The following is a 24,395-nucleotide window of genomic DNA, read 5'->3' as shown; positions in this document are numbered from 1 at the left end:
ATTTTTGTATTATAAGTTTGCTTTCTGATACATATCTTTTTAGTCTGTCAAATAAAGAACGAACCGAATGCTTTTGAATATTGAGAACCCTAATCGATATCCCTATCATTTAATTAAACAAGCTGTATTTAATTGTACACTATGTTCATTTAAAAGAAATGAGGAATTCATTATGAAAAAACTATTAGCACTTATCGGTCATCTCGTTCAAGGTCATCCGAAGAAGATCATCGTATCAATACTTGTCGTGACACTTCTACTAGGATTCGGCTTGACCAAAATCCAAGTAGATCTTGGTCAAGGAACATTGATTTCTAAGAACGATCCTCTTTACAAGGCAACGGAACAATACAATGATAATTTTGGTGGTGATACGCTCTTTATCCTGTTGTCAGGTACTCAAGATGATCTGCTATCTCCTAATAACCTCTCCGCGATCAATAAACTACAAGAAAAGCTGGTCCAAAAAGATGAGATTCAATCATCCTTTAGCTATTACAACCTTATTGAAAGTGGTGTAGAACAGTCGAACACCAGCATGAAAAATCTTGAAATTCAGCTCAAAAACGCACGTGAAGCTGCGGTCAAAGAGGCAATCGCAACAGGAGCAACAAGTGAACAGCAAGATGCGGTCGCTCGGAATACGACAGAAGAGTTTTTAAAGCGGGCACAGGAGCAATCAGGCATTGATTTGACTGCATTATCCAACATCGGAAAACCTTCTATCGATAATTCACGATTTGTAAAAGAACTCGTTGTTGATGAACAAGGAAATGTAAATCCAATGTTTAATAAACTAATGCCCCAAAATGGAAAGCACGCTCTTATCATCATGAAAGTAAAAGGTGGTATTCCATACGATGAACTGTCTGGTTTAACAAAACAAGTATCTGCCGAGACTGCTAAAGTTGGATTAAAAAACCTCGATACTACAATCTCCGGGACACCCAAAATTTATGGAGCGATTTATAACAGCATGGTAAAGGACATGTCTATTATGCTCAGCTTGTCTCTCGTCTTAATGTTAGTCATCTTGTTCGTCGTCTTCCCCGTCAGATGGCGATTGTTGTCCATACCAGTTGTTTTCTTATCTTTAATCTGGACTCTAGGCATCATGGGCTATATCGGAGTTCCGATGAGCATGGTGACCATGGCGATCCTACCGATTTTAATCGGTCTCGGTACAGATTTCGCAATTCAGTTTCACAATCGGTATGACGAGGAGTTACGTACAGGAGCATCACCAAAAGAAGCAGTCGTTTTATCGATTAAAAAGATGGGAATCGCGGTTGGTATCGCGGTCTTTTCGATGACATTGGGATTCATCACCTTGTTGATTTCTAAAGTTCCTATGATTCAACATTTCGGCATCATGCTATCTGTAGGAGTCATCGTATCTTATACGGTTAGTCTCCTGTTGATGTACTCGATTTTTATTCTAAGAGACCGTAACTTTACGCCTCAAGAAAAGCTAACTCCAAGTAAGATGGAAGGCTTCATGAAAAAACTTGCCTTAATCGCCGTCAAAAAACCACTCCTTCTACTGACAATTGGCATTTCCTTGGCAGCAGGCGGCTTCTACGTGGATAGTTCGTTAAAAATCGAGACGAATATCGAAAAACTAATGCCCCAAGACGCACCCGAACTTAAAGAATTAAATGATATACGTCAAATCATTGGCTCTACAAACGAAATCTCTTTTATCTTAAAAGCAGATAATGTGACTGATCCTCAAGTGATCCAAGCACTTAGTGAGTACGAAGAACAGCAATTAAAAAAACACTCCCAAATTGAGAGTGTCACGAGTATCGCTACTCTCATTAAACAGGCGAATCAAGGAAAGATTCCTGAGAGTAAATCAAAAATCAATACAATCCTTTCTCAAATCCCGACTGAATTAAAAGGTAACTTACTATCTACAGACAATACGTTGTCATCTGTCTCGTTTACGATCAAAGAGACAGGTATGAAAGAGCAGGCTTCGTTGTTAAATCAACTAGAAAAACAAATTAGTTTGCCTAAGGGAGTCAGTTTGGAGCCCGCAGGTAGTAATGTAATCAATATCAAATCAGTTGGTACAATGACAGAAAACCGCCATTTGTCAGTCGGCATCGGAGTCTTAGCAATCGTAATCGGATTGCTCCTCGTTTATCGAAGATGGAAGCTGACCATGTACTCCATCTTACCCATCATACTCGTCGTGGGATGGTCTTCATTAATGATGTTCACGTTAGATATTGAGATCAATCCATTAACGGCTGTACTTGGTTCCTTGGTTCTAGGAATCGGTAGTGAGTTTACTATCCTTATCATAGAACGTTATCAGGAAGAACGAGAAAATGGACGGTCTTACGAATCAGCGATTGTCCATGCAATTTCCATGATAGGACGTGCGATTACAGCTTCTGGTTTAACGGTAATGGCAGGTTTTAGCACCTTAATTTTCTCACAGTTTGTCATGCTGAGATCCTTTGGTATTACAACTGTACTCGATACGTTTCTTTGCTTAATCAGTGCCTTGTTTATCCTGCCATCCCTTGTTGTATTAATCGAAAAAAAGAAAAAATAAGCTAAATTTTTCATATTAAACTGACCTAGTTATATAAGATACAAATAAAGCACTTTGATTAGGCTGCCATTGTACCGTACTGAACGGTATCAGGCAGTCTAATTTTCTTAGTGAATTGTCTAATTTAGTGTTGACAATCCACCTTTTCAATAGCGAAACCCGTCGTCTGTACGTCACACAGTGTCCCATAAGGAAAAGGAGGAAAATTCCCCGATTCACTCCGGAAATTTCCCTCCTTTTGTTCATTTTAATCAAGAGACATCCTCACTTTTAAGACAATCCTATTTTTCCGTTCATTCTACATATTCGTAAAGAACGACACTTTCGATATAGTGAATGAACCGGCGTAACTCTTTTTCTTCTTCGCCGGACAAATCGCCTTCCTTCGACATCGAAGCGATTTCTTGACGCTGGACTTCGATTGCCCGCAAACAGAGTTCTTCTTTTTGTTGATCGACGTCGGCTTTCCCGCCGACCGGTGACGACCAGCGGGTATGCTTGAAGCGTAACCGTTTGTAGAATTCGAGCACGCTTTGCACGACATCGACCGGATAATCGCCGCGGCATCCTTCGAGCCGGGCGATGACTTCACCCATGACCTGTTCGTACAGTTCATGCTCGACTTGCGTCAGCCGGATCAACTGGTCGGACGACATATTCGACCGTCTCCGTTTCCAAAGGATCTTCCGGATCGGTTGTGTCAGCCGGAAACGCGCCTCTTTGTCAATCGCTTCGCGTCGGTTGTCGATTGACCGGAAAACTTCTTTCTTCAATTGGTCCGGTGTCTCATGATCGGCAAGGAACTGTTTCGTGAAGTCACGTTCCCACTGGACTGCTTCGAGACGCAGTTTTTTCAGTTGTTCATTGAAGTGAGTCAATTCTTCTTCACTTTTCTCCTGTGCCCGTAACAGACGTAGCATGACATGATATTCGTTTAACAAGTCAAAGGCGACGGTCGAGTTTTCTTCGTTGACGACCTGCTTGATTTCCGTGATGGCGCGTGTCACCATCCGTTGTTTAAACGAATTTAGATCCAGTTCCGGTTGGGCATCTGCCTCTCCGCGGTTGAGCAGCGGCAAGAGGACTGTCGCCAGAACGAGTGTGAAGATGATGACGCCGGCCGCAAGGAAAATGATCAGTGACCGTTCCGGGAACGCTTGTCCCGAGTTGGTTAAGAACGGTAACGACAAGACCCCGACCATCGTGATCGTTCCGCGGACGCCGACGAGTGTCGTGATGACATCCTGTTTAAAGGACGGTTTTTGATGATCCGCCTTTTTCAGGAAACGGTGGTCGAACCAATTGAAGAACATCGTCCAAACCAGACGAATCAAGAGGATGACCCCACCGATTTCAATCACGAACAACATCAAGCGCCAGTTGTTGATCGCGTCATCGGCAAAGATTTCCCGTGTCGCTTCCGGCAACGTCAAACCGAGCAACAAGAAGATGATCCCGTTTAAGATGTAGGCGATCATCGTCCAGATGTTGTCGGTCAACGTCTGTTCCTGGGCAAAAAACGTTTCCGTCCGTTCCTTGATCAAGGCGTGGAGAATCCCGCCCGTAACGACGGCAATGACACCGGAGGCATGTAAGACTTCTTCGGCGACGAAGAAGATGATGAACGGCGTCAAAATTTGCAGCAAGGCATAAAAGACGACATCTTCAATTCCTGTTCGGCGTAATTTCATCTTCAACCAGTTCATCGCGATACTGATCGCCAGACCCACGACGGCTCCGACGGCGAACATGTAGATGAATTCCGTCGTCGCTTGTTGAACCGAAAAGTAACCGGTGACGACCGCTGCGACCGCGTAGCTGAAGGCGACCAGTCCCGACGCGTCATTGATCAATGACTCTCCGCGGACTAAGTTGAGAATCTGTTCCGGTATCTGGACCCGTTTCGCAATCCCGTTGACGGCAATCGGATCGGTCGGCGAAAGAATCGCTGCAAGCGCAAAGGCTGCCGCGAGTGGAATCACCGGCACCAGCCAGTTGATGAAGTAACCGCCGATGATCGTCGTCAGCAACACGAGGACAATTGCATTTCCGAAAATCGCAGCCCGCATCTTCCAGAGTTCTTCGCGCGGAAAATGTGAACTGTCGTTATAAAGGAGCGGTGCAATGAATAACAGCAGGAACCATTCCGATTCGACTTCAATCTTCAGACCGCTGATTAACAACGCGGCAATCGTTCCGACGAGAATTTGAATCAAGGCGGTCGGGATGAAGCGAATGTAATGCCCGAGTACTTGCGTCAAGATGATCAAGGCAAGCATTAATAAAATCAGTGATAACGTTTCCATAGAAAACCCCTTCCATTCTTTCACTGTTTCTCTGATTATATCGTAACATAATTTCTCACTGACTTAGGGGATTCTCCCCTTTTCAATCGTCATATGCCGCAAGCAACGCGCGCGCTTGGTTTTGAAGATCGTCGATCAGTGACGCTGGTTCCAACACTTTGACTTCCCGACCGAGCCCAAACAATTGCCGGCCGAGAAACGGTAATTCAGCAACAGGGACCGACCATGTGCGTTGTTCATTCAGCGGCAGGATTCCTTCAAGCAACCGTTCTCCGAGCGTTGTCAATTCCAAGCGGACCGTCACCTGTTCCCCCGCCTGTCCGTGTTGGTCGGCCTCTTCGAATGTCATCCGGTCTGACGGGAGGGTCGTCTGTTGCACGTGTTCCACCCGGTCGACCCGGTACTGGCGCAGCCCCCGGTCCGTCCGGGCAAGCAGGTACCAGCGGTTGCGATCAAACATCAGACCGATCGGATCGATTAGGATTGTCCGCCGACCGCTTGTCGTCTCGTACGTGATTTCGCCTTTGACTTCCGCCTCCATCAAACGCAGCAAGTCACGCGTCAAAGGAGACGGTGGTGTATCCGGTCGCGCAAAGCGGACCCGTCCTTTTAAGCGGTCCATTTTGGCTTCGAGATCAGACGGCAGTTCGTGCAGATACCACTCGGCAAGATTGCCCCGCAACGCACCAAACGGCAGGTCGGGAATCTGTCCGACCCAGTCGAGCATCAAAAACAGCGTGATGGCTTCCTGTTCCCGTAAGGCCAGCGGCGGCAACAACCGGTTCGGCAGGACACGGTACCCGCCGGCGGCTCCCCGTTCACTGTAAATCGGGTACCCGTTCGCTTCGAGTTCGAGCAAATCACGCTGGATTGTCCGCAAGGAAACTCCGCAGGCGTCCGCCAATTCCCGTGCCGTCAGCAGTTGTTGCCGGTTCAGCAGACGCATGACTTTTAAATGACGACTTTTCATAAAAATCCCCTCTTTAATTACGACATCTTTTGTCATGATTATACCGTAGACTAAGTGTAGAACAAACAACAGGAGGAGTTACGATGACAAAAACCGTTTTATATATCGCCTGCAGTTTAGATGGAAAAATCGCCCGTTCAAACGATTCGCTCGATTGGCTGTTTGCCGTCGAAGGTGACGGTGACAATGGGTACGCGACGTTCATGGAAGACGTCGGTGCCGTCATCATGGGCCGAAAGACGTTTGACGAAGTCTTGGTATTGAGCGAAGAGTATCCGTATCCAAGCATCGACAACTATGTCATGACCCGGCAACCGGACAAACAGTCGGAACACGCAATCTACACGAATGAACCGCTCGATGCCCTAATCAACCGGATTGGTCCGACGATTGACGGTAAGATTTGGCTCGTCGGCGGCGGTGAATTGATTCAAGAAGCGTTACGGTTACAACTGATTGATCAGCTCGAACTGGCAATCGCCCCGGTCGTCCTCGGCAGTGGAATCCCGCTGTTTCCGGAAGGGACGCTCGAGACCCGATTCCGGCTGACCGGTTGCCGTCCGTCCGGACAATTCATCATGGCAACGTATGACGTCTTGAAATGACCTGCCAGACAGAAAAAAACCTTTGAAACAATGCAGTTGATTCATGCATGTGTTCAAAGGTTTTTTCTTGAAAACGGTATTTCATTTTATCCGTTCAGCCATGATCGTCGGCAACCGACACAATGACATTGCCGTGCTTCTGTCCGGAATCGACGTAACAGTGAGCGGCGACGATGTCCTCAAGCGGATACACCGTATCGATGACCGCTTGGATCTTTCCCGCTTCAAACCACTCATTCAGCCGGGTTAAATCGTCCTTCAGCGCCCGGGCGACACCTTGTCCGGCGACTGAACGAAACGCTCCGTCCGACTTGACATGCTGCCGGGCTGTCCGTTTGTCCACCTTCCCGGACGCATCAAACACCGCGTCATACGTTGTCAGCTCAGTGTCGTAACCATCTGTCGTATAGTCGACGACGACATCCGCGCCAAGCCGTTTGACCAATTGCGCATTCCGCCCGCTGCAGACGGCCGTCACATGAAGACCATATTGTTTCGCAATCTGGACGGCAATTGAACCGACGGCTCCGGACGCCCCGTAGATCAAGATCGACTTCGCCTGCTCGAGGTTCAGTTTCCGGAAAAAATGCAGGACGGTCGTTCCGCCAAACGGAAGGCTGGCTGCTTCTGCAAAGCTTGCGTTGCGCGGCATCTGCTGGACACACTTGTTTTCCTTGATACAGGCATATTCGGCATACCCGCCAAAACGCATTCCGGTCAGGGCGTAGACACGATCGCCGACCTTGAAGTTTTTTACCCGGTAACCCGTCGCGACGACTTCACCCGCCAAGACGACTCCTAAAATCGGTTGCCGCGGTGCTTTCCATCCGACGACGAGACGCATCGGGAGCTTTCCGGCTGCCGGGACGTCGAGCGCCCGCAGACGTCGATCCCCGGAGTGCACGGCGGAAGCATATACCTGAATCAGCAGATCAGATGCTTTCGGGACAGGCTGTTCGACTTCTTCTAACTTCAACACATCCGGCGGACCATAGGCAGTACAAATGACGGCTTTCATTGTATCCCTCCTCGTACAGATTGGTTACTTTAAGGAATACGACAGTGGAGCCTCGAAAGCCTGCTTGATGCGGGTCTGTTTTACCTGACACCTGCCAGCCATCATGCTTTTGGTTTTGTCTTTTTCGGTTTCGGTTCGGTCCATTTAAAGATGCCGTTCATGAAGTTGTAAATCCGTTTGGATTCTTTCGTCATCAGTGGTCCGAGGATTGCCAAAATCAAGACGTACAAGGCGGAGAACGGCGACAGGATGTCCATCAGTCCGCCGGCGATCCCAAGATTCGCGACGATGATTGAAAACTCACCACGGGAGACGATTGTCAGACCGATATTCGATGACGCTTTGTGTGACAGTCCGGCTCTGCGTCCGGCAATCATTCCGGCGACATAGTTCCCGACGATCGTGATGACGACGGCACCAAGTGCGAGCCACACGGCATCGAGCAGCATCGTCGGATCAATGCTCAGTCCGAAGCTGAAGAAGAAGATCGCACCAAAGAAATCGCGGAACGGGACGACGAGATGTTCAATCCGTTCGCCTTGATCCGTTTCTGAAAAGACGAGTCCGAGCAGTAAGGCACCAATCGCTTCCGCAACGTGAATTGTTTCCGAGAAACCGGCAACGAAGAACAGTGACGCAAAGACGACGATGATAAAGACTTCGTCCGAGGCGATCTTCAACATCCGATTCAGAAGTGGTGTCGCTTTGCGGGCGATGATGAAGAACAACAGCATATATCCGAGGGCAATCAGAATCGAGGTCAGAGATGACAGTAACGTCGTCCCGTCTCCAAGCAGGAGTCCTGATAAGACGGACAGGTAGACGGCGAGGAAGATGTCCTCGAACATGATGATGCCGAGAATCAATTCCGTTTCCGTGTTCCCGGTCCGGCGCAAATCGACCAGGACTTTCGCCACGATGGCACTGGATGAGATCGTGATGATTCCGGCAATGATCAACACTTCATAGAGTGGGAATCCGGCGATGAAGCCGTACAGTAGACCACCGGTAAAGTTGATCGAGAGATAAATCGTTCCGCTCGTGACGATCGATTTACCCGACCGGATCAACTTGCCGATCGAAAATTCCAATCCGAGATAAAACAAGAGGAACAGGACGCCGATTCGTCCGAGAAAACTGATGAACTCTGCACTTTCAATGAACTTGAAGTCTAGTATCCCGATTGTCGGAGCGTGCGGCCCTACGATCATTCCTAAAATGATTAAAAACGGAATGATCGAAAAATTCAATTTATTCGCAAGCAATGCTGCGATCGCCACTAAGATAAGCGCGGTACCAACTTCAAATATTAAATGATCCATCTATTATCCGCCTCCTTCGATAGAGAATAGGGCTTTCGTGATATGGCGGATATGTTGACGTTCACCGGACAAGACGATCGTATCGCCTGCTTCAAGACGTGTATCCGGTCCCGGATTCAACGATTTTGATTTATCGTGTTTCAGAACAGCGATGATCGAGATGTCATACTGATTGCGAACATCAAGTTCACCAATCGTCCGGTTGTTGACGGCGGAATCTTGCCCGATCTTGAACCATTCGATGACAAGATCGTCAAACGCCAGTTCAATTTTTTCGAGATCTTTCGGTTTGTACGCAAGGCCCCCTAAAATACCGGCCATCTGACGGGCTTCGGCGTCATTAAACGTCACGCTCGAGATGCTCTCATCAAAATCGTCGTCGTCATAATGGTGCATTTCCCGGCGACCGTCGTCATGGACGATGACGACCACCTTGTCTCCTCGAGTTGTGATGCCTTCGAACTTCCGTCCGATTCCTGGTAAATCCACTTCACGCATATCCATCTGTAGTTCCTCCTTTAAATTGGTCAATCGATTGGTTTATAGATGATGATTGGCTTTTTGGATGAGCGACTTGAATTTTTCATCACTCAATATATCTTGAAGGTCATGCAGCTGTTTTAAATCCGCTTTCGCCATGATGACAAACCCGTCTTCCTCGATGAATGCAACGCGATCTCCTTCCTCCACCTGTAACGCTTGTCTGATTTTTTTCGGGATCGTAATCTGTCCCTTGGACGTCAACTTGGATAGCTCCATTCCGAACTTCCTTCTTTCTTTTTCTGATTTTCCTTACTTCCTTACTTTTCTTATTTATAGCATAACATACTTCCAGTTTAATTCCGAGTACTTTGCTGTGAATTACTAAAAAAAGAATCAATCCCCGTCGAAACCCTCCTTCGGACGGACAATCCTTCATCTGTATTGGTCTATACTGAAAGGAAGAAAGGAGGGATGGATCATGAAAAAATGGCGTTTCGTTTATTTGCAATTTGTTTTCGCCGGAATTCTGATTAGTCTGTTCGGATTAGCGGGTGTCGCGATTTCGGTACTCATCAAAGGGGCACAAAAAGGATTTTCGATTCCTTTTTTATTTGATAAGCCGGGCTATTTTATTTTGATGGCGGGTCTGCTAGCGTTTATCCCTTGTCTGATTGCCTTGATCCACATCTTGAAAATTCTTCGTTCCCTTAAATTGAACGAAACAGTTACTCCAATTGCCAATTCATTTGGGATCATCACATTATGTTGTTACATCATCAGCGCCGTCGCACTCGGTTTGTTTCCTGTCATGTTCATCGTCGCCGATCGTGATGATGCGCCCGGTCTCATTCTTTTTGCTTTCCTACTGATTTTGGTTCCGTTTACGTTCAGCGTGATCAGTTCACTTCTGCAGTCACTACTTCAGAAACCGGATTGACGTTCAGAACCAGTATTCGATTTTTGGTATAGCACATCATTCTTACTTCCTGTATACTTTTGGTAAAATATGTATGGTTAAAGTGGGTGAACCATTGTGACTCGTGCTTCAATTCTTCTTGCTTCATTCGGGGTTTCACAGTTTGGTGATTTCATCTATCTGGTCGCGATTAACGTCTACCTTTATCAATTGACCGGTTCCGCCGCTGCGGTCGCCGGTCTTTGGATCATCGGTCCAATTGCTGCTCTGTTCATGAAATTTTGGGCCGGCAGTGTGATTGACCGGGTCGATGTCCGCCGGTGGTTAATCGGGACGGATATTGTTCGGGCGGTACTCGTCGCCCTGCTTCCTCTGCTGTCGACCTTACCGCTGATTTACCTGACTCTGTTTGCCCTTGCGCTCGTCAAAGCATTTTTTGAGCCGTCAGCGACGACTTACCTGACACAAGTCGTTCCGGAAACCGGGCGCAAGTCGTTTAATGCATACCGGAGTCTGATTACGTCGAGCGCCTTTTTGATTGGTCCGGCACTCGCCGGATTGTTATTGCTCGTCGCGACACCCGGCGTGGCCATTTGGATCAACGCCATGTCGTTCCTCGTATCCGGTCTGTTGCTCCTTACTTTGCCGTCTGTCCCGCGTGCGTCAGCTGTCCCAAGACTACAGCTCGCGGATCTGGCAACGGATTGGCGGACCGTGAGCCGCTTCAGCCGCACCGAGCGTTTCGTCAGCTTGATCTACATACTCGGTCTGTTGACGATGAGTCTTGCTCTCGCGCTGGATGCCCAGGAAGTCGTCTTTTTACAGACAGCCGTCGGTCTGACCACCACCGATTACGGATTATTAATCAGTATCACGGGAATCGGTTCTGTCCTCGGTGGCCTGACCGTCGCCCGTTTCGCGAACCGTCTTTCCTTAAAGACGTTACTCGTCAGCGGTTATCTGTTTGTTGCGCTCGGCTACTTGATTTACGCGACTGCCGACTCCTTTCTCATCGTGACGATTGGTTTTCTGTTACTCGGGTTTTTTAATGCATTTGCCGGAACCGGTTTCCTGACGTTTTATCAAAACAATGTCCCGGGTGAGCTGATCGGCCGCTTCACGAGCCTGTATGGTCTTGGTCAAAGTGTGGTACAAATCGTGTTCATTTTAGCAATTGGTTTTACGGGCGACTTGTTCCCGCTTCGATTCAGTATTGTCTCTGCCGCCGTTTTGCTTGCGGTACTGAGTCTCGTGCTGATGGTTAGCGTCCTGCGACCAAACAAGAGAGCGTTTTTTCGCGAAGATCAGACAACAAAACAAATTTCTTAACTCATCGAATACATAACATAAAAGGACGTGCTTTTAATGAAAATTTTAATTGGACAACCGAAACAAGAAACACAACTCGAACAATTGCGACGTGAAATTGCTGCTCATGCTGACATCGATCTGCTGTTGTATCCGGAAGGCTATTGCCGCCACACGGATCTTGAGACGCTTTGTCAACTCGCCAAGCAGTATGCGACCATCATCGTCACCGGTTACCGTAACGCGGATCGTTTGGATCAGGCATTGATCATCGATGCAGCCGGCGACATCGTCCTCGACCGTGCGAAAACGCCGGAAGCCGGTCCGCTTTATACACCGTCGACTGCCGTCATTGACGGGCAATCAACCGGTTATCTGCTCTGCCGCGAGATTTTTCTTGGACTCGATGGTCTGAAGAACGACAACGTTGATCTCATCTTTAATCCGATTGGGGTCGGGATGTTCAGCGAGGAACAATATGCCGACTGGTCGGGGGAAGCCCAGAAAATCAGCCACCAGCAATCAGCACTGTTCCTCGGAACGAGTCACGCCGACGGCTCTTACCGCAATTGCGGCTTCTCGATTCCGACGGCATTTGCGTTTGACGCGACCGGTGAAGCTATCTTCCTTTCAAAAGATGATCCGCGGACACGAATTCTTGATACCGTGACGAAAACGGTTGAAATCGTAGATGTTTCTACCGTCGAGCAGACACTTTGATCAGAAAAACCCCCAATCCGGTTCGCCGGATTGGGGGTTTCGTCTCATTGATGCTGTTTCGTATTGTACTCCGAACCTTGACGCATCGTGACGTACTCGTCACGTAACAGCGAATACATCTTAACGTCATGGAATGCTTCTTTGATAAAGATCAACCGGCGCAACGTTCCCTCGTACGTCATGCCGACTTTTTCCATCACCCGTGCGGAACCGATGTTGCCTTCCATGCACCGGGCCTGGATCCGTTCGAGTTTGAGTTCTTCAAAACCGTACGCCATGACGCATTCGACCGCTTCCGTGACGATGCCTTTGCCCCAGAATTGTCGCGATAACGCATAACCGAGTTCCGCTTGTTTATTCTCATCCAGCAACAGATGAATGAAATCGATTGTCCCGATCATCTTGCCGGTTTCTTTCCATTCAATGGCCCACGGTGCTTCTTTCCCTTGCGTGTAGTTCGACAGGACGTAGTTCAAAAACTGCTCGGCCTGTTCGATCGTCTGATTGGCATTCCAGGTCACATAACGGGCAGTTTCCTCGTCTTGTGTATATTCGAATAAGTCATCGCGATCGCTTTCTTGAAGCGGCCGCAGGATCAATCGTTTGGTCTCAAGGACCGGTAAGTGCTGGTAAAATTCCGTTGTCGTCATGTCAGTTCCCCCGTTTCTTTTTACCATTATATAGAAAAAGTATCAGGAATGCGATACAGTGAAGACAGAATCTTTTAGGGGGTGTTTTGAAATGATCCGAAAATGCACAGCCTGTCAATCGGATATGGTTGAAGATTGTGAAGTCCATGTCAAAGGAGCCATGTACGGCTTAAAAATTAAAATACCTGGATGGCTGTTCAGCAAAGTATCAGCTGAAGCAAAAGCTGCTGTCTGCCCCCGTTGCGGTCATGTCGAGCTGTATGTCGAAAATCCAGGTGACTTCCTCACATCGTAAAAGGAGATGAACGATGCCAACTACAACCCGCATCGTCAGTCTCATTACGCTGATTTCAATTTTACTGCTTCTTTTATGGACCACGGAGATCATTTCTCCGACACTATTCGTATTGGGATTTATTCCTCTTTCCCTTGCCATGTTAGTTACCGGTATCTTCGAATTGAGACAAGTACTTACGTCATAACGAGGTGAAAAAAATGAGCAAACACCACCTATCAAGCATCCGCTTGCTGGTTATTATCACGATTACTACTCTTGTCTGTGTCTATGGATTTGGTATGGAGCTCGGATACGGCATCGTCATCATTCCGGTCACGGTCGGCTACACGATTTACTTGAACTTCAAAGCGGCTCAAGCCGAAAAAGTCGAGTCCGAACAGAACTAGGAGGAGGTACATATGCATCTGCAAGTCACATCCCTGACATTCGATCAGGCAACAGCAATCCTGCACTGGACCTATCCACCCCCCTATGACTTTTACAATATGGAAGTGTCGGACGAAGCGTATGCTGAGTTACTCGACGGTTCCTATCAGGCATTGGTCGATCAAGAGCAACTGGTCGGCTTCTTCTGTACCGGCCAATCCGCACAAGTACCGCCCGGTCGTCCGCTCGGACTGTATGCTGATGATTATTTGGATATCGGACTCGGCCGCCATCCAGAACTAACCGGGCAAGGAACTGGTTTTACCTTTTGTTCGTTTGTCCTCGATACTGCCAAATCCCAGACTTCCTTACCCCTTCGTTTGACCGTCGCGACATTTAACGAACGGGCGATTCACCTCTATGAACAGCTCGGGTTTCGGCGCCAATCGACTTTTTCAACAGCTCACGCCACGTTCCTCGTGATGATTCAATCAGCAGCTGAACAGACTTAAAACGCCGTCCGGATCAACTCCCGGAGCGGCGTTTTTGAGTGCTTTCATTTCGCAATATTTAAATAAGACATTTAATGGACAAGAAATGCTATTAGCTATTGACGTCTATCGTGTCTTGAATAATGTAATAGAGAAAATCTGAGAAAGATTTAAACGCGTCACGATCATCATAATCTTCTTCAGGCACGTTCTCTTCTCTATACACGATTTTAGGCTCACCGTTCATGACATTTTTGAAATCGAGACAAGCATAAAATTCTTCAAGATCATCAAAATAGACAGCTACTAGATGTTTTGAAAGAGCATGCTCATGATCTTTTGGATGATACAATTCAAGATTAGTTTTTACTAATTCATTATTGAACATCGTAAAGAAGATGTTGTCCCCAAATTTACCTCCTCCAAATTCCTTCATGAAAGTAACGTAACTTTTAGGTAATGTTATCTTTAACTCTTTTTCAATTAACTCAAGTTCAGCATCAGATAAGGCTTCTCCAAACTCAGACAACTCTGGATGTTCATAAATCAGTGCTTTTGCTTCGGAATAAACATCCTTTCGCTCCGTTTTAATTTCACTCACTTTTTCAATAGTAGAGGATGGAATGTTTGCAGCATCATCTAAATAAGATGACACGGCACTGTCACACACTTCAAATAATACTTGTGTGAAGGAATCCGCATAATAAGGTTGAGCATCAATAGGATAAAAACACACTTTTGCCTCTTGATCATTGTAGGTCATGGCATTTAAGTCTAGACAAGTGAGCGACGAATTAAAGTCCTCCATCTGTATTGCTAATAAATGTGAAGGAACTTCACTTTGAGATGAGCTTCGTAGTTCCTCGTTATACTTTTGATGTCTAAATACAATATCCAACTGGTTATTGGATGGACTGATTCCCCAGATTTCCTCATCATGCGTAGCCAGATAACTGAATTTTCTTAGAAACTCTCTGTACATTGGTGGAAGTGTCACCTGAAGACGATTTTCGACTTCAAGAATCTCATTTTCAGTTGACCCTTTTCCAACTACGAAAGCTTGAGGATATTTTTCTATCATTTTTAAGCATCTATTAAATTTGGCGTTAATATTCACCATATTTTATCTCCTCTTGCTTAAACTGTTATATCGATAATTGACAACCGATAGCATCGACACAAGCGTTATCCACCAAAGAAATCACTTTTTCATCAAGGCTCCCTGCAAGAGTTTCAAATGAATCGTTCCAGATACTCGTCAAAAATCCGTGTCATGACTTTTGGTGTGTTTTCGATGTAGACGTTGATCTGTTCCTGGTTCGACTGAAGCGGATCAAGATCCGTTTCATCCGTCGGAACGTCCGAAATCCCCTTGATGATGATGCATTCGACTTCATTTTTCCGACAGATGTAGGCGATTGCCCCGGCTTCCGTATCAGCAACCGTGATGCCGTTTTCCTGCAGTTCCAGATAATCGCGCCACATGACGACGGCGCGGTCCGCCGTTCCAATCGTCCCGGTCCGACAATCAATGCCGTATTTCGCGACATCGATTTCAACGATGAACGACGGTTTCAGCAACGGTTCGACTTCCTTCACCGTACAGTCATATTGAACGGCACGATCCGGAATAATGATGTCGAGTACGTCAAACCGTTCATCAATGCCGGCGCACGTTCCGACGACGAGCACTTTTGTGATTGGAAAATGCGACAGCATGTACTGATTACCACCGACACCATTCACTTTCCGGACACCGGTGCTGTAAAAAACGACAGGTTTCCCGTCGATTGTCCGGCAAAAGTATTCACCGTACGGGTACGTGATCCGTTCCGTCTCTTGTACATGAAAGTAATCCAGCGTCGCCTCAAATTCCCAAACCGTCGCGATGCTGACACCCACCATGAAACGATTCTTGCCAACCGTCTCCGAACTCAATCCCATTTTTCCTCTTCATCCATCCAAATCTGCCGCTTCAAATCAAACGTTTCTCCTTCGTCGTGGACATTAAAATAAGCTGGCAATTGAACCCGCTCTCCACCGGCTTGTTGCCAACACGTGCTGAACCACTCCGTAAAGAGTTGTCGTTCCTGCTCAATCAAGATTTCTTCATGTTCCTCGTGGAATACATCAAAGTCATCCGATGACTTTGATGTAACGTGATAATACACCGCCTCATCGAGCATCGATTCACTGCCGGCAAACCCCGGTGTCCCGGCTTCTTCAAACACTTCATTGGCTTCCCGGTCCATCGAAAAGAACATGATGGATAGATCATGCCGCGACGGCTCGATAAACGCAGAAAAATCCAGTAGTTCGACATCCGGTGCAAAGGTTGCCTCTGCGACTGTCTTCAAATTGTTGACCAGCACGTCTGTGTGTTGCGCAAGATTCGTTTTGATTGAAGCTAAATACTCATCCACTGTAAACATAGTTATAACCTCCATTACTGTTCTGAACATCCTGTATTTAGGATGATATCTGGTTATCCATACAAATACTGGATAACGTCTTCTATATCATACGTCTTTTCGTTGTTCAGGCAAACTTTTTTAGACACAAACAACCTCCACCCGCTTCGGATGGAGGTCTGTTTGATTAACGTTGTGCTGCTTTGTCATACGCCAAGTCTTGTCCGTTTGTCGCAATGACCTGTTTGTACCAGTCGAACGAATCCTTTTTCATCCGCTCCATTGAACCGTTGCCTTCATTGTCCCGGTCGACGTAAATCATGCCGTAGCGTTTTTTCATCTCACCTGTCGTAAACGACACGATGTCGATGATGCCCCATGGTGTGTAGCCCATCAATTCGACGCCGTCTTCCGTGACCGCTTCCGTCAACGCCTCGATATGCGTCTTCAGATAGTCAATCCGCGCTGCGTCATGAATCTTACCGTCTTCAATCGTATCGACGGCCCCAAAGCCGTTTTCGACGATGAAGAGCGGGAGTTGGTACCGGTCATACAGACGGTTCAGGACGTAGCGGAGTCCAACCGGATCAATCGCCCAGCCCCAGTCGCTCGACTGGATGTACGGATTCTCGACACCGTTCGCCAGTCCGCCGTTGACGATGTTGCCTGTATTGTTGACCGTCGCGTCGTGCTTGACGGTCGTCGACATGTAGTAACTGAAGCCGATGTAGTCGACCGTTCCGTTTTTCAGGATCTCGTCGTCGCCGGCGAGAATTGGAATCTGATACCCTTCACGTTCGAACTCTTTTAAGGCATAGTTCGGATAATAACCACGCGCCTGAACATCCGGGAAGAAATAGCGCTGACGCATCGATTTTTCCGCCAACATGACGTCTTCCGGATGCGACGAGTACGGATAGATTGGGACGTGTGAAATCATCGCCCCAATTTGGAAATCGGGATTGATTGCTTTTCCTTTTGCGACGGCAAGGGCACTGGCAATCAACTCGTGGTGACCGGTCTGATACATGACTTCCATCGCGTTTTCACCCGGCTCGACTTTGACACCGGAGTTCGTCCAGAGGAACAATGGGTTTTCCACATCCATCTTGTTGTTGATTTCGTTGAACGTCATCCAGTACGTCACTTTGTCTTTGTAACGCGTGAAGCAGACTTCAGCGAACCGCTCGAAGAACTCGGCGACTTTCCGGTTGCGGAACCCGCCGTATTCGCGGGCCAGATGCAACGGCATCTCGAAGTGCGACAACGTGATGATCGGTTCGATGCCGTGTTTCAACAATTCGTCAAACACATCATCATAAAACTGCAGTCCTGCTTCGTTCGGTTCCGTTTCGTCGCCGTTCGGGAAAATCCGGCTCCAGCCGATTGACGTCCGGAGACATTTCAGACCCATCTCGGCAAACAAGGCGATGTCTTCTTTATAACGGTGATAAAAATCGATCGCTTCATGGTTCGGGTAAAACGTCCCGTCTTCGATCGTATCGGTGATCCGGCGGGCCACCCCGTGTTCACCTGCCGTCATGACGTCGACGACGCTTGGTCCTTTGCCGCCGGCGTTCCAGCCACCTTCAAATTGATGGGCAGCGAGTGCCCCGCCCCATAAAAAATCGTTTGGTAATGTCTTCATCTTCGTTTCCTCCTTGTATCTCTCTGTTATTTAACGATCGTTAAAATCGCTGTATTGGTTTCGACCGTTTCCTGTTTCCCGACAATCACTTCCGCATAACTCGACGCGTTCGTGACGATGACCGGTGTGATGGTCTGTAAGCCGTGCTGTTCGATGGCAGATGCGTCAAACGTCAATAACGTTTGTCCGGCATCGACACTCGCCCCGTCCTCGACATGTAACGTAAACGGAGTCCCGTCTAGTCTAACTGTCTCCAAACCGACGTGAATCAAAACTTCGACACCGCTCGTCGAACGCAGACCAATCGCGTGTTTCGTCGGTGCAATCATGACGACTGTACCGCTGAACGGTGCAACGACCGTGTTTCCGGTTGGACGAATCGCGACACCTTGCCCCATCGCTCCCGATGCAAAAACTTCATCCGGTACGTCCGACAGTGGCACGACTTGTCCGGCAAGTGGTGCTTGAATCGTTTCTTCATTCGTCAACGTTGCACTGACTTCTTGTGCCGGAACCGGTGTTGCCGGCGTCGTCGTCACCGGGACGACTTTCTCTTCGCCAAAACCGAGAATTTGAATCAAGACGATCGGTAAAATCAAGGCAATCGCCGTTCCGATCAATAATCCGACGATCGAAGACGGATAGTCGGAACTGATGCCGTTGACGAGCGTCAATGGTCCCGGCAAACCGGCGTAGGCGAAGTAATACGGTTTGAAGAAACTCGCGACGACGGCTCCAACCGCGCCCGAGATACAGCCGTAGATGAACGGTTTCTTAAAGCGTAACGTCACGCCGTAGATCGCCGGTTCGGTAATCCCAAAAATCCCGGTCAGACCGGCTGAGACACCAACCTTTTTCGTTTCCTTGTTGCGCGTTTTTAAAATGACACCGATGACGGCACCGACTTGAGCGATGACGGCAATCGTCTGATAGGCTTGGAACGAATCCCGCCCGTACTGTTCGAAGTTTGCCAGTACCATCGGCGTCACGCCCCAGTGAACGCCGAAGATGACGATGATTTGCCAAAAGCCGCCGATGATCAGTCCGGCGAGTGCCGGTGCATTTTCGGCTAAATAATTGTATCCGTTTGCAATTCCTTCCGCTCCGAGTGTCGTGATCGGACCGATGACGAGAATCGTCAGCGGCACCATGATGACCATACAGAAGAACGGAACGAACAATGGTTTGATGACGTCATTGATTGTCCGGTTCAGGAATTTTTCAAGATAAGACAGCAACCAGACAAGAAACAACGGTGGTAAGACCGAAGACGTGTAAGTTGTTCCCGATAAGGCGATGCCGATGAATGAAATTGATTCACCGGACGTGATCCGTCCCGCCATCTCGGCCCACGTCGGACTGACGAGTGCCGCACTACAGGCGACTGCAATGAACTGATTAACTTTAAAGTGATTCGCTGCCGTGATCGCAATGAAAATCGGCAGAAACGTAAACGGTGCCCAAGAGATAAAGCTGAACACTTCATATGTTCCCGTCGCGGCAAAGTCTTTAAACACAAGTGAAATTAAGATGAGTGCCCCTTGCAGGATACCGGCTGCCGCCAAAATATAGACGAACGGTGCAAAGACGGCTGACATCGTTGCGATGATCCGGTTCAAGATGGTTCCTTTTGGTGTTTCGGTTCCCTGATCCGAATTCCCGTCCTCTAATGAAACAAGTGGTCGAAACGCTTCATAAACTTCCCCGACATGTTGCCCGATGACGACCTGAAACTGACCGCCTGATTCGACGACTGTGATGACACCCGGTAAAGCAGCGACCTGGTCTTTCGCTTTTGCATCCGATCGTTTCAACACCAACCGTAGCCGAGTCGCACACCGTGCGACGCTGATGATATTGTCCTCGCCACCGACCGCTTCCAAAATCGAATGCGCCAGTTGCTGATAATCCCGCACTTTACTCATCCCTGAACCTCCTTTATTCTGTTGACCCCAAATCGTACATCTTCATTATAATTGTACATGTACAATTTATCAATCCATATTTAATTTAATTATTCGTATGATTTAGTTCAAATCAGTCGTATGCTATAGTAAAAAAGTAGAACAATTACTGGAAAATGAGGGTGAACCATGCTGAAATACCAACAGACGGCGACGGAAATCGAAGCCTATATCGAACAACACGCGTTACAGCAAGGCGATAAACTACCGGTCCTCGATCAACTGATCCGTCAATTTGCAGTCAGTAAAACGACGATGACGAAAGCGCTGGAACTATTGGAGCGAAAAGGTACCATCTTTCAAGTCCGCGGCAGCGGGATTTTTGTCCGGAAGACGAATCGGAAAGGCTATATCGAGCTGTTTTCGACGCAAGGGTTTAAACAGAATCTCGTCGAGCACGACATCCAGTCCAAAGTCCTGTCGTTCGAGCTGATCCCCTGCCCGGAAGAAATCATCAAAAACCTTGGTAGCGCTCCCGGGGAAATGGTCTATGCCATCAAACGGATCCGCTACATCGACGGCAACATCATGTGCCTTGAAGAATCGTATTACCGTCAAGCAATCGTGCCCTATCTGAACCGGGAAATCGTCGAACAGTCGATTTTCGAGTACCTCGAGACGGCGCTCGGACTGAACATCGGGTTTTCGGACATGTACATGCATGTCGGTAAGTTACCTGATTCGATTGCAAAACACTTGGAGCTAAAAGCCGGTGATCCGGCATTGACGGTCGAAACGATCTTCCACTTGACGAACGGCCGGCCGTTCGACTATTCCGTCATCACCTATCATTACGAGCACTCGCAATTCGTCGTTCAGGCGAACGGCTTGTATTTATGAGGGGAATTCGCACATGAATGAAGAAGTGCTTTTTTATTACGCGATTCTCGCTGGCGGTATCATCTGTATGGTGCTGAGTGTATTGTTATATTTCTGGCTCCGTGAAGATAACGGAATCGAATTTTCCTTGTTTTTCCGACTCGTTTTACTGTGTTTATTCGGGGTGGGACTGGTCTGGTATTCGGCGCCGAGCCTGAAGTACGTCGTCTACCATGACTATGCGACGATTAAAGGAGTCTGTACGGTAGAGTACAATGATGAATCCAAACCGCGGACGATTGATCTTTATTACGATGAAACAGGCGACTATTTCAGTTTCTTGGATCGGGCAGACCTCGGCGCTTACGGACCGGACGTCCCATACACTTGTCACGTGACGACGACAAAAGATCATGAATTTGAGATCTCTTACCGGATTTACGATTTCAAGACGGATAAGTTATTGTATTCATCTGAATGACCGAAACTACTTCGAGGGTAGGAATGTGACCATGACCATCCAAACTAACCGATTGACGATTGTACCGTATACGACTGAATGGACACCGCTCGTTTTGGAACAATATTACGAGAACGGTCCTGAACTTGAGAACCACTTAATTGAACTGGCAGAAACACCTGCCCTGCTCCTCTGGGGCAGCTGGCTCGTCATCTCCCAAGCTGACGGCAACATCATCGGGGACATCGGCTTTAAAGGAAGACCATCCGCCAAAAAGGACGTTGAAATCGGCTACGGCTTATTGGACCGTTATCAGAACAATGGTTATGCGACAGAAGCCGTCGGTGCTCTTGTCGATTGGGCGTTGTCCCGCCCGGACGTTGCCACTGTCTCTGCTGAAACAACAGCGACGAATCGTGCTTCGATCCGGGTCTTGGAGAAAATCGGATTCCAAAAAACTCGTGCATCCGATACCACCTTTCATTGGTCCCGCCATCAGACGGACGTATCCAGATGAATGCTGAAATCATCACTTACTTTTTTATTTTCTTGTTAGGTGTTTCATTTGTCTTACCGGCCTGCTATTTTCTTGTCCTTCATTTTGACAACAAACAGTATTCCTTTTTCAAAAAACTCAAATGGACAGGGATCCTATTACTCGGATTGTTATGTCTCTGGGTAACGGTACCGAGCTTTACCGAGATGGTGTTTCGTGATTATCATGTAATGGAAGGTTCATGCTTTCTAGAACCGTCTGAATCAAAAGGAACATCCGTCGAAATCACGTTAACGGAAACCAACAACACGTTTTCCTTCCGTGACGCACCTGATCTTGATGCTTATGGTAAAAAGATTCCGTACTATTGTCAGGTAACGACGACACGAAACGAAGACTTCGAAATCGATTATCGTGTCTATGATCAAGACACGAAAAAGCTGCTCTATGCGAATTGAGGACACAAATAAGCGGAGTTCCTGTGAATAGGAACTCCGCTTATTTTACTGTTCGATACCCGCTCGCACAGCCGGTTCAAGAAACAGTTCATCATCAAATGTCGTCAGTTCAATCATCCGGCCGTCTTTTTCATACCAGGCGGCCAGACCTTCCCGGTCGACCACTTTCCAGCCGGCTTGTCGAATCCGCATCGCGTACAATACGCCGGGACCTTCGACTTCTGAAACGAGGTGCGTCTTGATGAACAAACCGTCCGGCTTTTCCTGAACGGTCCCTGTCCGTGGAACCGGAAAACCATTCACTTCCGACGTCTCAAACAGATAATACCAACCCGTTCCACTGATAATCACCACACCCAATAAAACAGCCATCCACTTTCCCATGCGTCGTGTGTTCATGTCATATTGCCCTCCATAAATCATCTATGTATCGATTTAACTTTACCAATCATTTCCTTACCTTAACCTCCTGCTTAAGGCGGATTCTTGGCAAACAGAGGGAATGAAAACGAATGAAAAACTTCATATTTTTGTGAAAAGAACTGAAAAAAATTATTATTTTTTCATAAATCTTCATGACAAGACGTCCTGCTTAGAGCATCAACGGTTTGACAACTCCCGGCACAGAGCCGTTTTCACCTGTTCTCAAGTCATTAAGTCGCTTAACGACTTGACTTCATTTCCTGCTATGTTACGATACGAACTTATTAAAGGGAGTGAATAGAACTTATGAAATTCAGAAAAGAAAAAGTCAATGTCGTCGACATGAAGCAAACCAAAAAAAGTGTCTACGCGACCGGAATTGGGAATGCGATGGAATGGTTCGATTTTGGTCTTTATTCGTATCTCGCAATCATCATCAGTCAAAACTTCTTTAGTGCCGTCGAGAACGATGAACTGAAGCTCGTCTTTACCTTTGCGACGTTTGCGATCGCTTTTTTAATGCGACCAATCGGCGGAATCGTCTTTGGACGCATCGGGGATCGGCTCGGACGAAAGGTTGTCTTGACGACGACCATTGTCATGATGGCCGGTTCGACCCTCATCATCGGATTATTACCAACGTATGATCAAATCGGGATTTGGGCACCGATTTTACTGTTACTGGCCCGGATTTTACAAGGTTTTTCAACCGGCGGTGAGTATGCCGGTGCAATGGTCTACATCGCTGAATCGTCACCTGATAACAAACGGAGCGCCCTCGGAAGTGGTCTTGAAATCGGGACACTCGCTGGTTATATTCTGGCGTCAATTCTGGCAACCGTCTTGTTCGTGACGTTATCCGATGATCAAATGGCATCATGGGGCTGGCGGATTCCGTTCATTTTAGGGGCACCGCTCGGACTGTTTGGTCTGTACTTGCGCCGCCATCTCGATGAGTCACCGATCTTCGAAAACGAAATCAACGAAAATACGGAAGAACCAGCGTCGTTCCGGGAAATCATCCGGGACCATAAACGCGATATCATCGTTTGTTTCATCGCCGTCGCGTTCTTCAACATTACGAACTACATGTTACTGTCGTATATGCCGTCTTACCTGAATGAAGTCATGGGCATCTCCAGTTCAACGAGTACGATCTTGATTACCGGTGTCATGGTCATCATGATTCCACTCGCTTACTTCTTCGGTAAACTCAGCGACAAAAAAGGTAACCGTAACATCGTCTTGTTTGCCTTGGCAGGTCTCTCGATTCTGTCGATTCTCTCGTTCTACCTGATTGGTCTGAAACCACTCTTGTTCGTCGGAATCGGAATCTTCATTCTTGGCTTCTTCCTCGCAATCTTTGAAGGCACGATGCCAAGTCTGTTGCCAAGTATCTTTTATACGGATGTCCGCTACCGGACACTGTCTGTCACGTTTAATGTCTCCGTCTCGATTTTCGGCGGAACGACGCCGCTTGTCTCGACCTGGCTCGTCCATGCGACACAAAACCCGCTCGCACCGGCTTATTATTTGACGGCGGTCAGCGTCATTGGCTTCATCACGTTCTTCTTTTTCTTCAAGAGTACGTCAGGCAAGGCCTTAAAAGGTTCGCACCCGACCGTCTCGACAGAAAAAGAATTACACGCTGTCGCGAAAAAACCGGAAGATGCCTTATGGTGGGCAGAATAATT

26 protein-coding genes are annotated in these 24,395 nt (G+C 47.5%); 13 read left to right on the top strand and 13 right to left on the bottom strand.

All coding sequences use genetic code 11. The features are described from left to right. The first annotated feature begins 172 nt into the window (after window positions 1-172). Window positions 173-2,569 carry an efflux RND transporter permease subunit gene (locus tag D3D03_RS04235; RefSeq protein WP_158583682.1) on the top strand — a complete coding sequence of 799 codons (2,397 nt, stop codon included), beginning with the start codon at window positions 173-175 and terminating at the stop codon, window positions 2,567-2,569. A gap of 293 nt (window positions 2,570-2,862) precedes the next feature. Here the strand turns inward: D3D03_RS04235 and D3D03_RS04230 are convergent, their stop codons facing one another. Beyond that, window positions 2,863-4,875 carry a Na+/H+ antiporter gene (locus D3D03_RS04230; protein WP_119922880.1) on the bottom strand — a complete coding sequence of 671 codons (2,013 nt, stop codon included), beginning with the start codon at window positions 4,873-4,875 and terminating at the stop codon, window positions 2,863-2,865. Between the two features lie 82 nt (window positions 4,876-4,957). Next, the gene (locus tag D3D03_RS04225; protein ID WP_119922879.1) at window positions 4,958-5,845 is read right to left on the bottom strand and encodes a helix-turn-helix transcriptional regulator; all 888 of its coding nucleotides are present in this window, start codon (window positions 5,843-5,845) and stop codon (window positions 4,958-4,960) included. Between the two features lie 83 nt (window positions 5,846-5,928). Here D3D03_RS04225 and D3D03_RS04220 point away from each other — a divergent pair, with 83 nt between their 5' ends. Beyond that, entirely contained in the window at window positions 5,929-6,450 is a 522-nt protein-coding gene (locus D3D03_RS04220) for a dihydrofolate reductase family protein (RefSeq protein WP_119922878.1), read from the top strand. Window positions 6,451-6,544: 94 nt separating this feature from the next. Here D3D03_RS04220 and D3D03_RS04215 read toward each other — a convergent pair whose 3' ends face one another. The 4 genes from D3D03_RS04215 to D3D03_RS04200 all read right to left on the bottom strand — a co-directional run bounded on the left by D3D03_RS04215 (window position 6,545) and on the right by D3D03_RS04200 (window position 9,549). Next, the gene (locus tag D3D03_RS04215) at window positions 6,545-7,468 is read right to left on the bottom strand and encodes an NAD(P)-dependent alcohol dehydrogenase (protein ID WP_119922877.1); all 924 of its coding nucleotides are present in this window, start codon (window positions 7,466-7,468) and stop codon (window positions 6,545-6,547) included. 101 nt (window positions 7,469-7,569) lie between these two features. Then, window positions 7,570-8,790, bottom strand: a complete 1,221-nt coding sequence (locus tag D3D03_RS04210; protein WP_026833033.1) for a cation:proton antiporter — start codon at window positions 8,788-8,790, stop codon at window positions 7,570-7,572. A 3-nt stretch (window positions 8,791-8,793) separates the two neighbouring features. Continuing rightward, on the bottom strand, window positions 8,794-9,294 hold the full coding sequence (locus tag D3D03_RS04205; protein WP_026833034.1) for a cation:proton antiporter regulatory subunit: 501 nt from the start codon (window positions 9,292-9,294) through the stop codon (window positions 8,794-8,796). A 36-nt stretch (window positions 9,295-9,330) separates the two neighbouring features. After that, window positions 9,331-9,549: an AbrB/MazE/SpoVT family DNA-binding domain-containing protein gene (locus D3D03_RS04200; protein ID WP_026833035.1), complete on the bottom strand. Its 219-nt coding sequence runs from the start codon at window positions 9,547-9,549 to the stop codon at window positions 9,331-9,333. A gap of 202 nt (window positions 9,550-9,751) precedes the next feature. Here D3D03_RS04200 and D3D03_RS04195 point away from each other — a divergent pair, with 202 nt between their 5' ends. From D3D03_RS04195 to D3D03_RS04185, 3 genes are all read left to right on the top strand, one after another. Continuing rightward, on the top strand, window positions 9,752-10,210 hold the full coding sequence (locus D3D03_RS04195) for a DUF2975 domain-containing protein (protein ID WP_119922876.1): 459 nt from the start codon (window positions 9,752-9,754) through the stop codon (window positions 10,208-10,210). Window positions 10,211-10,306: 96 nt separating this feature from the next. Then, window positions 10,307-11,518, top strand: a complete 1,212-nt coding sequence (locus D3D03_RS04190) for an MFS transporter (protein ID WP_233550634.1) — start codon at window positions 10,307-10,309, stop codon at window positions 11,516-11,518. 36 nt (window positions 11,519-11,554) lie between these two features. Beyond that, window positions 11,555-12,217, top strand: a complete 663-nt coding sequence (locus D3D03_RS04185; RefSeq protein WP_119922874.1) for a carbon-nitrogen hydrolase family protein — start codon at window positions 11,555-11,557, stop codon at window positions 12,215-12,217. A 44-nt stretch (window positions 12,218-12,261) separates the two neighbouring features. On the opposite strand, the gene D3D03_RS04180 is transcribed toward D3D03_RS04185, so the two are convergent. Then, window positions 12,262-12,867: a GNAT family N-acetyltransferase gene (locus D3D03_RS04180; protein ID WP_119922873.1), complete on the bottom strand. Its 606-nt coding sequence runs from the start codon at window positions 12,865-12,867 to the stop codon at window positions 12,262-12,264. Window positions 12,868-12,958: 91 nt separating this feature from the next. On the opposite strand from D3D03_RS04180, the gene D3D03_RS04175 reads away from it, so the two are divergent. The 3 genes from D3D03_RS04175 (at window position 12,959) to D3D03_RS04165 (ending at window position 14,043) form a co-directional block, all read left to right on the top strand. Then, window positions 12,959-13,162: a nucleic acid-binding protein gene (locus D3D03_RS04175; RefSeq protein WP_119922872.1), complete on the top strand. Its 204-nt coding sequence runs from the start codon at window positions 12,959-12,961 to the stop codon at window positions 13,160-13,162. Between the two features lie 200 nt (window positions 13,163-13,362). Next, window positions 13,363-13,551, top strand: a complete 189-nt coding sequence (locus tag D3D03_RS04170; RefSeq protein WP_028106337.1) for a hypothetical protein — start codon at window positions 13,363-13,365, stop codon at window positions 13,549-13,551. 12 nt (window positions 13,552-13,563) lie between these two features. Then, the gene (locus D3D03_RS04165) at window positions 13,564-14,043 is read left to right on the top strand and encodes a GNAT family N-acetyltransferase (protein ID WP_119922871.1); all 480 of its coding nucleotides are present in this window, start codon (window positions 13,564-13,566) and stop codon (window positions 14,041-14,043) included. Window positions 14,044-14,134: 91 nt separating this feature from the next. Here D3D03_RS04165 and D3D03_RS04160 read toward each other — a convergent pair whose 3' ends face one another. The 5 genes from D3D03_RS04160 to D3D03_RS04140 form a co-directional block, all read right to left on the bottom strand. Continuing rightward, the gene (locus D3D03_RS04160) at window positions 14,135-15,142 is read right to left on the bottom strand and encodes an SMI1/KNR4 family protein (RefSeq protein ID WP_119922870.1); all 1,008 of its coding nucleotides are present in this window, start codon (window positions 15,140-15,142) and stop codon (window positions 14,135-14,137) included. Between the two features lie 113 nt (window positions 15,143-15,255). Next, window positions 15,256-15,966, bottom strand: coding sequence for a 5'-methylthioadenosine/S-adenosylhomocysteine nucleosidase family protein (locus D3D03_RS04155; protein WP_233550633.1), 711 nt, complete (start codon window positions 15,964-15,966; stop codon window positions 15,256-15,258). Continuing rightward, window positions 15,957-16,454 (bottom strand): hypothetical protein, encoded by a 498-nt coding sequence (locus tag D3D03_RS04150; RefSeq protein WP_119922869.1) that lies wholly within the window; start codon window positions 16,452-16,454, stop codon window positions 15,957-15,959. Before D3D03_RS04150 ends, D3D03_RS04155 begins: the two co-directional genes overlap by 10 nt. A 166-nt stretch (window positions 16,455-16,620) precedes the next feature. Further along, window positions 16,621-18,081, bottom strand: coding sequence for a 6-phospho-beta-glucosidase BglA (bglA, locus tag D3D03_RS04145; RefSeq protein WP_026833046.1), 1,461 nt, complete (start codon window positions 18,079-18,081; stop codon window positions 16,621-16,623). A gap of 26 nt (window positions 18,082-18,107) precedes the next feature. After that, complete coding sequence (locus D3D03_RS04140; protein ID WP_119922868.1) at window positions 18,108-20,006, bottom strand: beta-glucoside-specific PTS transporter subunit IIABC; 1,899 nt, start codon at window positions 20,004-20,006, stop codon at window positions 18,108-18,110. Window positions 20,007-20,174: 168 nt separating this feature from the next. Here D3D03_RS04140 and D3D03_RS04135 point away from each other — a divergent pair, with 168 nt between their 5' ends. The 4 genes from D3D03_RS04135 to D3D03_RS04120 are packed head-to-tail and all read left to right on the top strand — an operon-like array spanning window position 20,175 to window position 22,278. Continuing rightward, a complete protein-coding gene (locus D3D03_RS04135) occupies window positions 20,175-20,885 on the top strand; it encodes a GntR family transcriptional regulator (RefSeq protein ID WP_119922867.1) in 711 nt (236 codons plus the stop codon). Between the two features lie 13 nt (window positions 20,886-20,898). After that, the gene (locus tag D3D03_RS04130; RefSeq protein WP_119922866.1) at window positions 20,899-21,345 is read left to right on the top strand and encodes a hypothetical protein; all 447 of its coding nucleotides are present in this window, start codon (window positions 20,899-20,901) and stop codon (window positions 21,343-21,345) included. A 31-nt stretch (window positions 21,346-21,376) separates the two neighbouring features. Next, complete coding sequence (locus D3D03_RS04125) at window positions 21,377-21,841, top strand: GNAT family N-acetyltransferase (RefSeq protein WP_119922865.1); 465 nt, start codon at window positions 21,377-21,379, stop codon at window positions 21,839-21,841. Further along, window positions 21,838-22,278: a hypothetical protein gene (locus tag D3D03_RS04120; RefSeq protein WP_119922864.1), complete on the top strand. Its 441-nt coding sequence runs from the start codon at window positions 21,838-21,840 to the stop codon at window positions 22,276-22,278. Before D3D03_RS04125 ends, D3D03_RS04120 begins: the two co-directional genes overlap by 4 nt. A gap of 45 nt (window positions 22,279-22,323) precedes the next feature. Here D3D03_RS04120 and D3D03_RS04115 read toward each other — a convergent pair whose 3' ends face one another. Next, complete coding sequence (locus D3D03_RS04115) at window positions 22,324-22,677, bottom strand: hypothetical protein (protein ID WP_119922863.1); 354 nt, start codon at window positions 22,675-22,677, stop codon at window positions 22,324-22,326. Window positions 22,678-23,007: 330 nt separating this feature from the next. Between D3D03_RS04115 and D3D03_RS04110 the strand changes: the two genes are divergently transcribed. After that, entirely contained in the window at window positions 23,008-24,393 is a 1,386-nt protein-coding gene (locus D3D03_RS04110; protein WP_026833053.1) for an MFS transporter, read from the top strand. The last annotated feature ends 2 nt before the right edge of the window (window positions 24,394-24,395 follow it).

Origin of the sequence: Exiguobacterium sp. RIT452 (genome assembly GCF_003598705.1) — a bacterium.
GTDB classification, from domain to species: Bacteria; Bacillota; Bacilli; order Exiguobacteriales; family Exiguobacteriaceae; genus Exiguobacterium_A; species Exiguobacterium_A undae.
The sequence above is the reverse complement of the archived record's forward strand: the minus strand, read 5'-3'. Positions and strand labels throughout refer to the sequence as shown.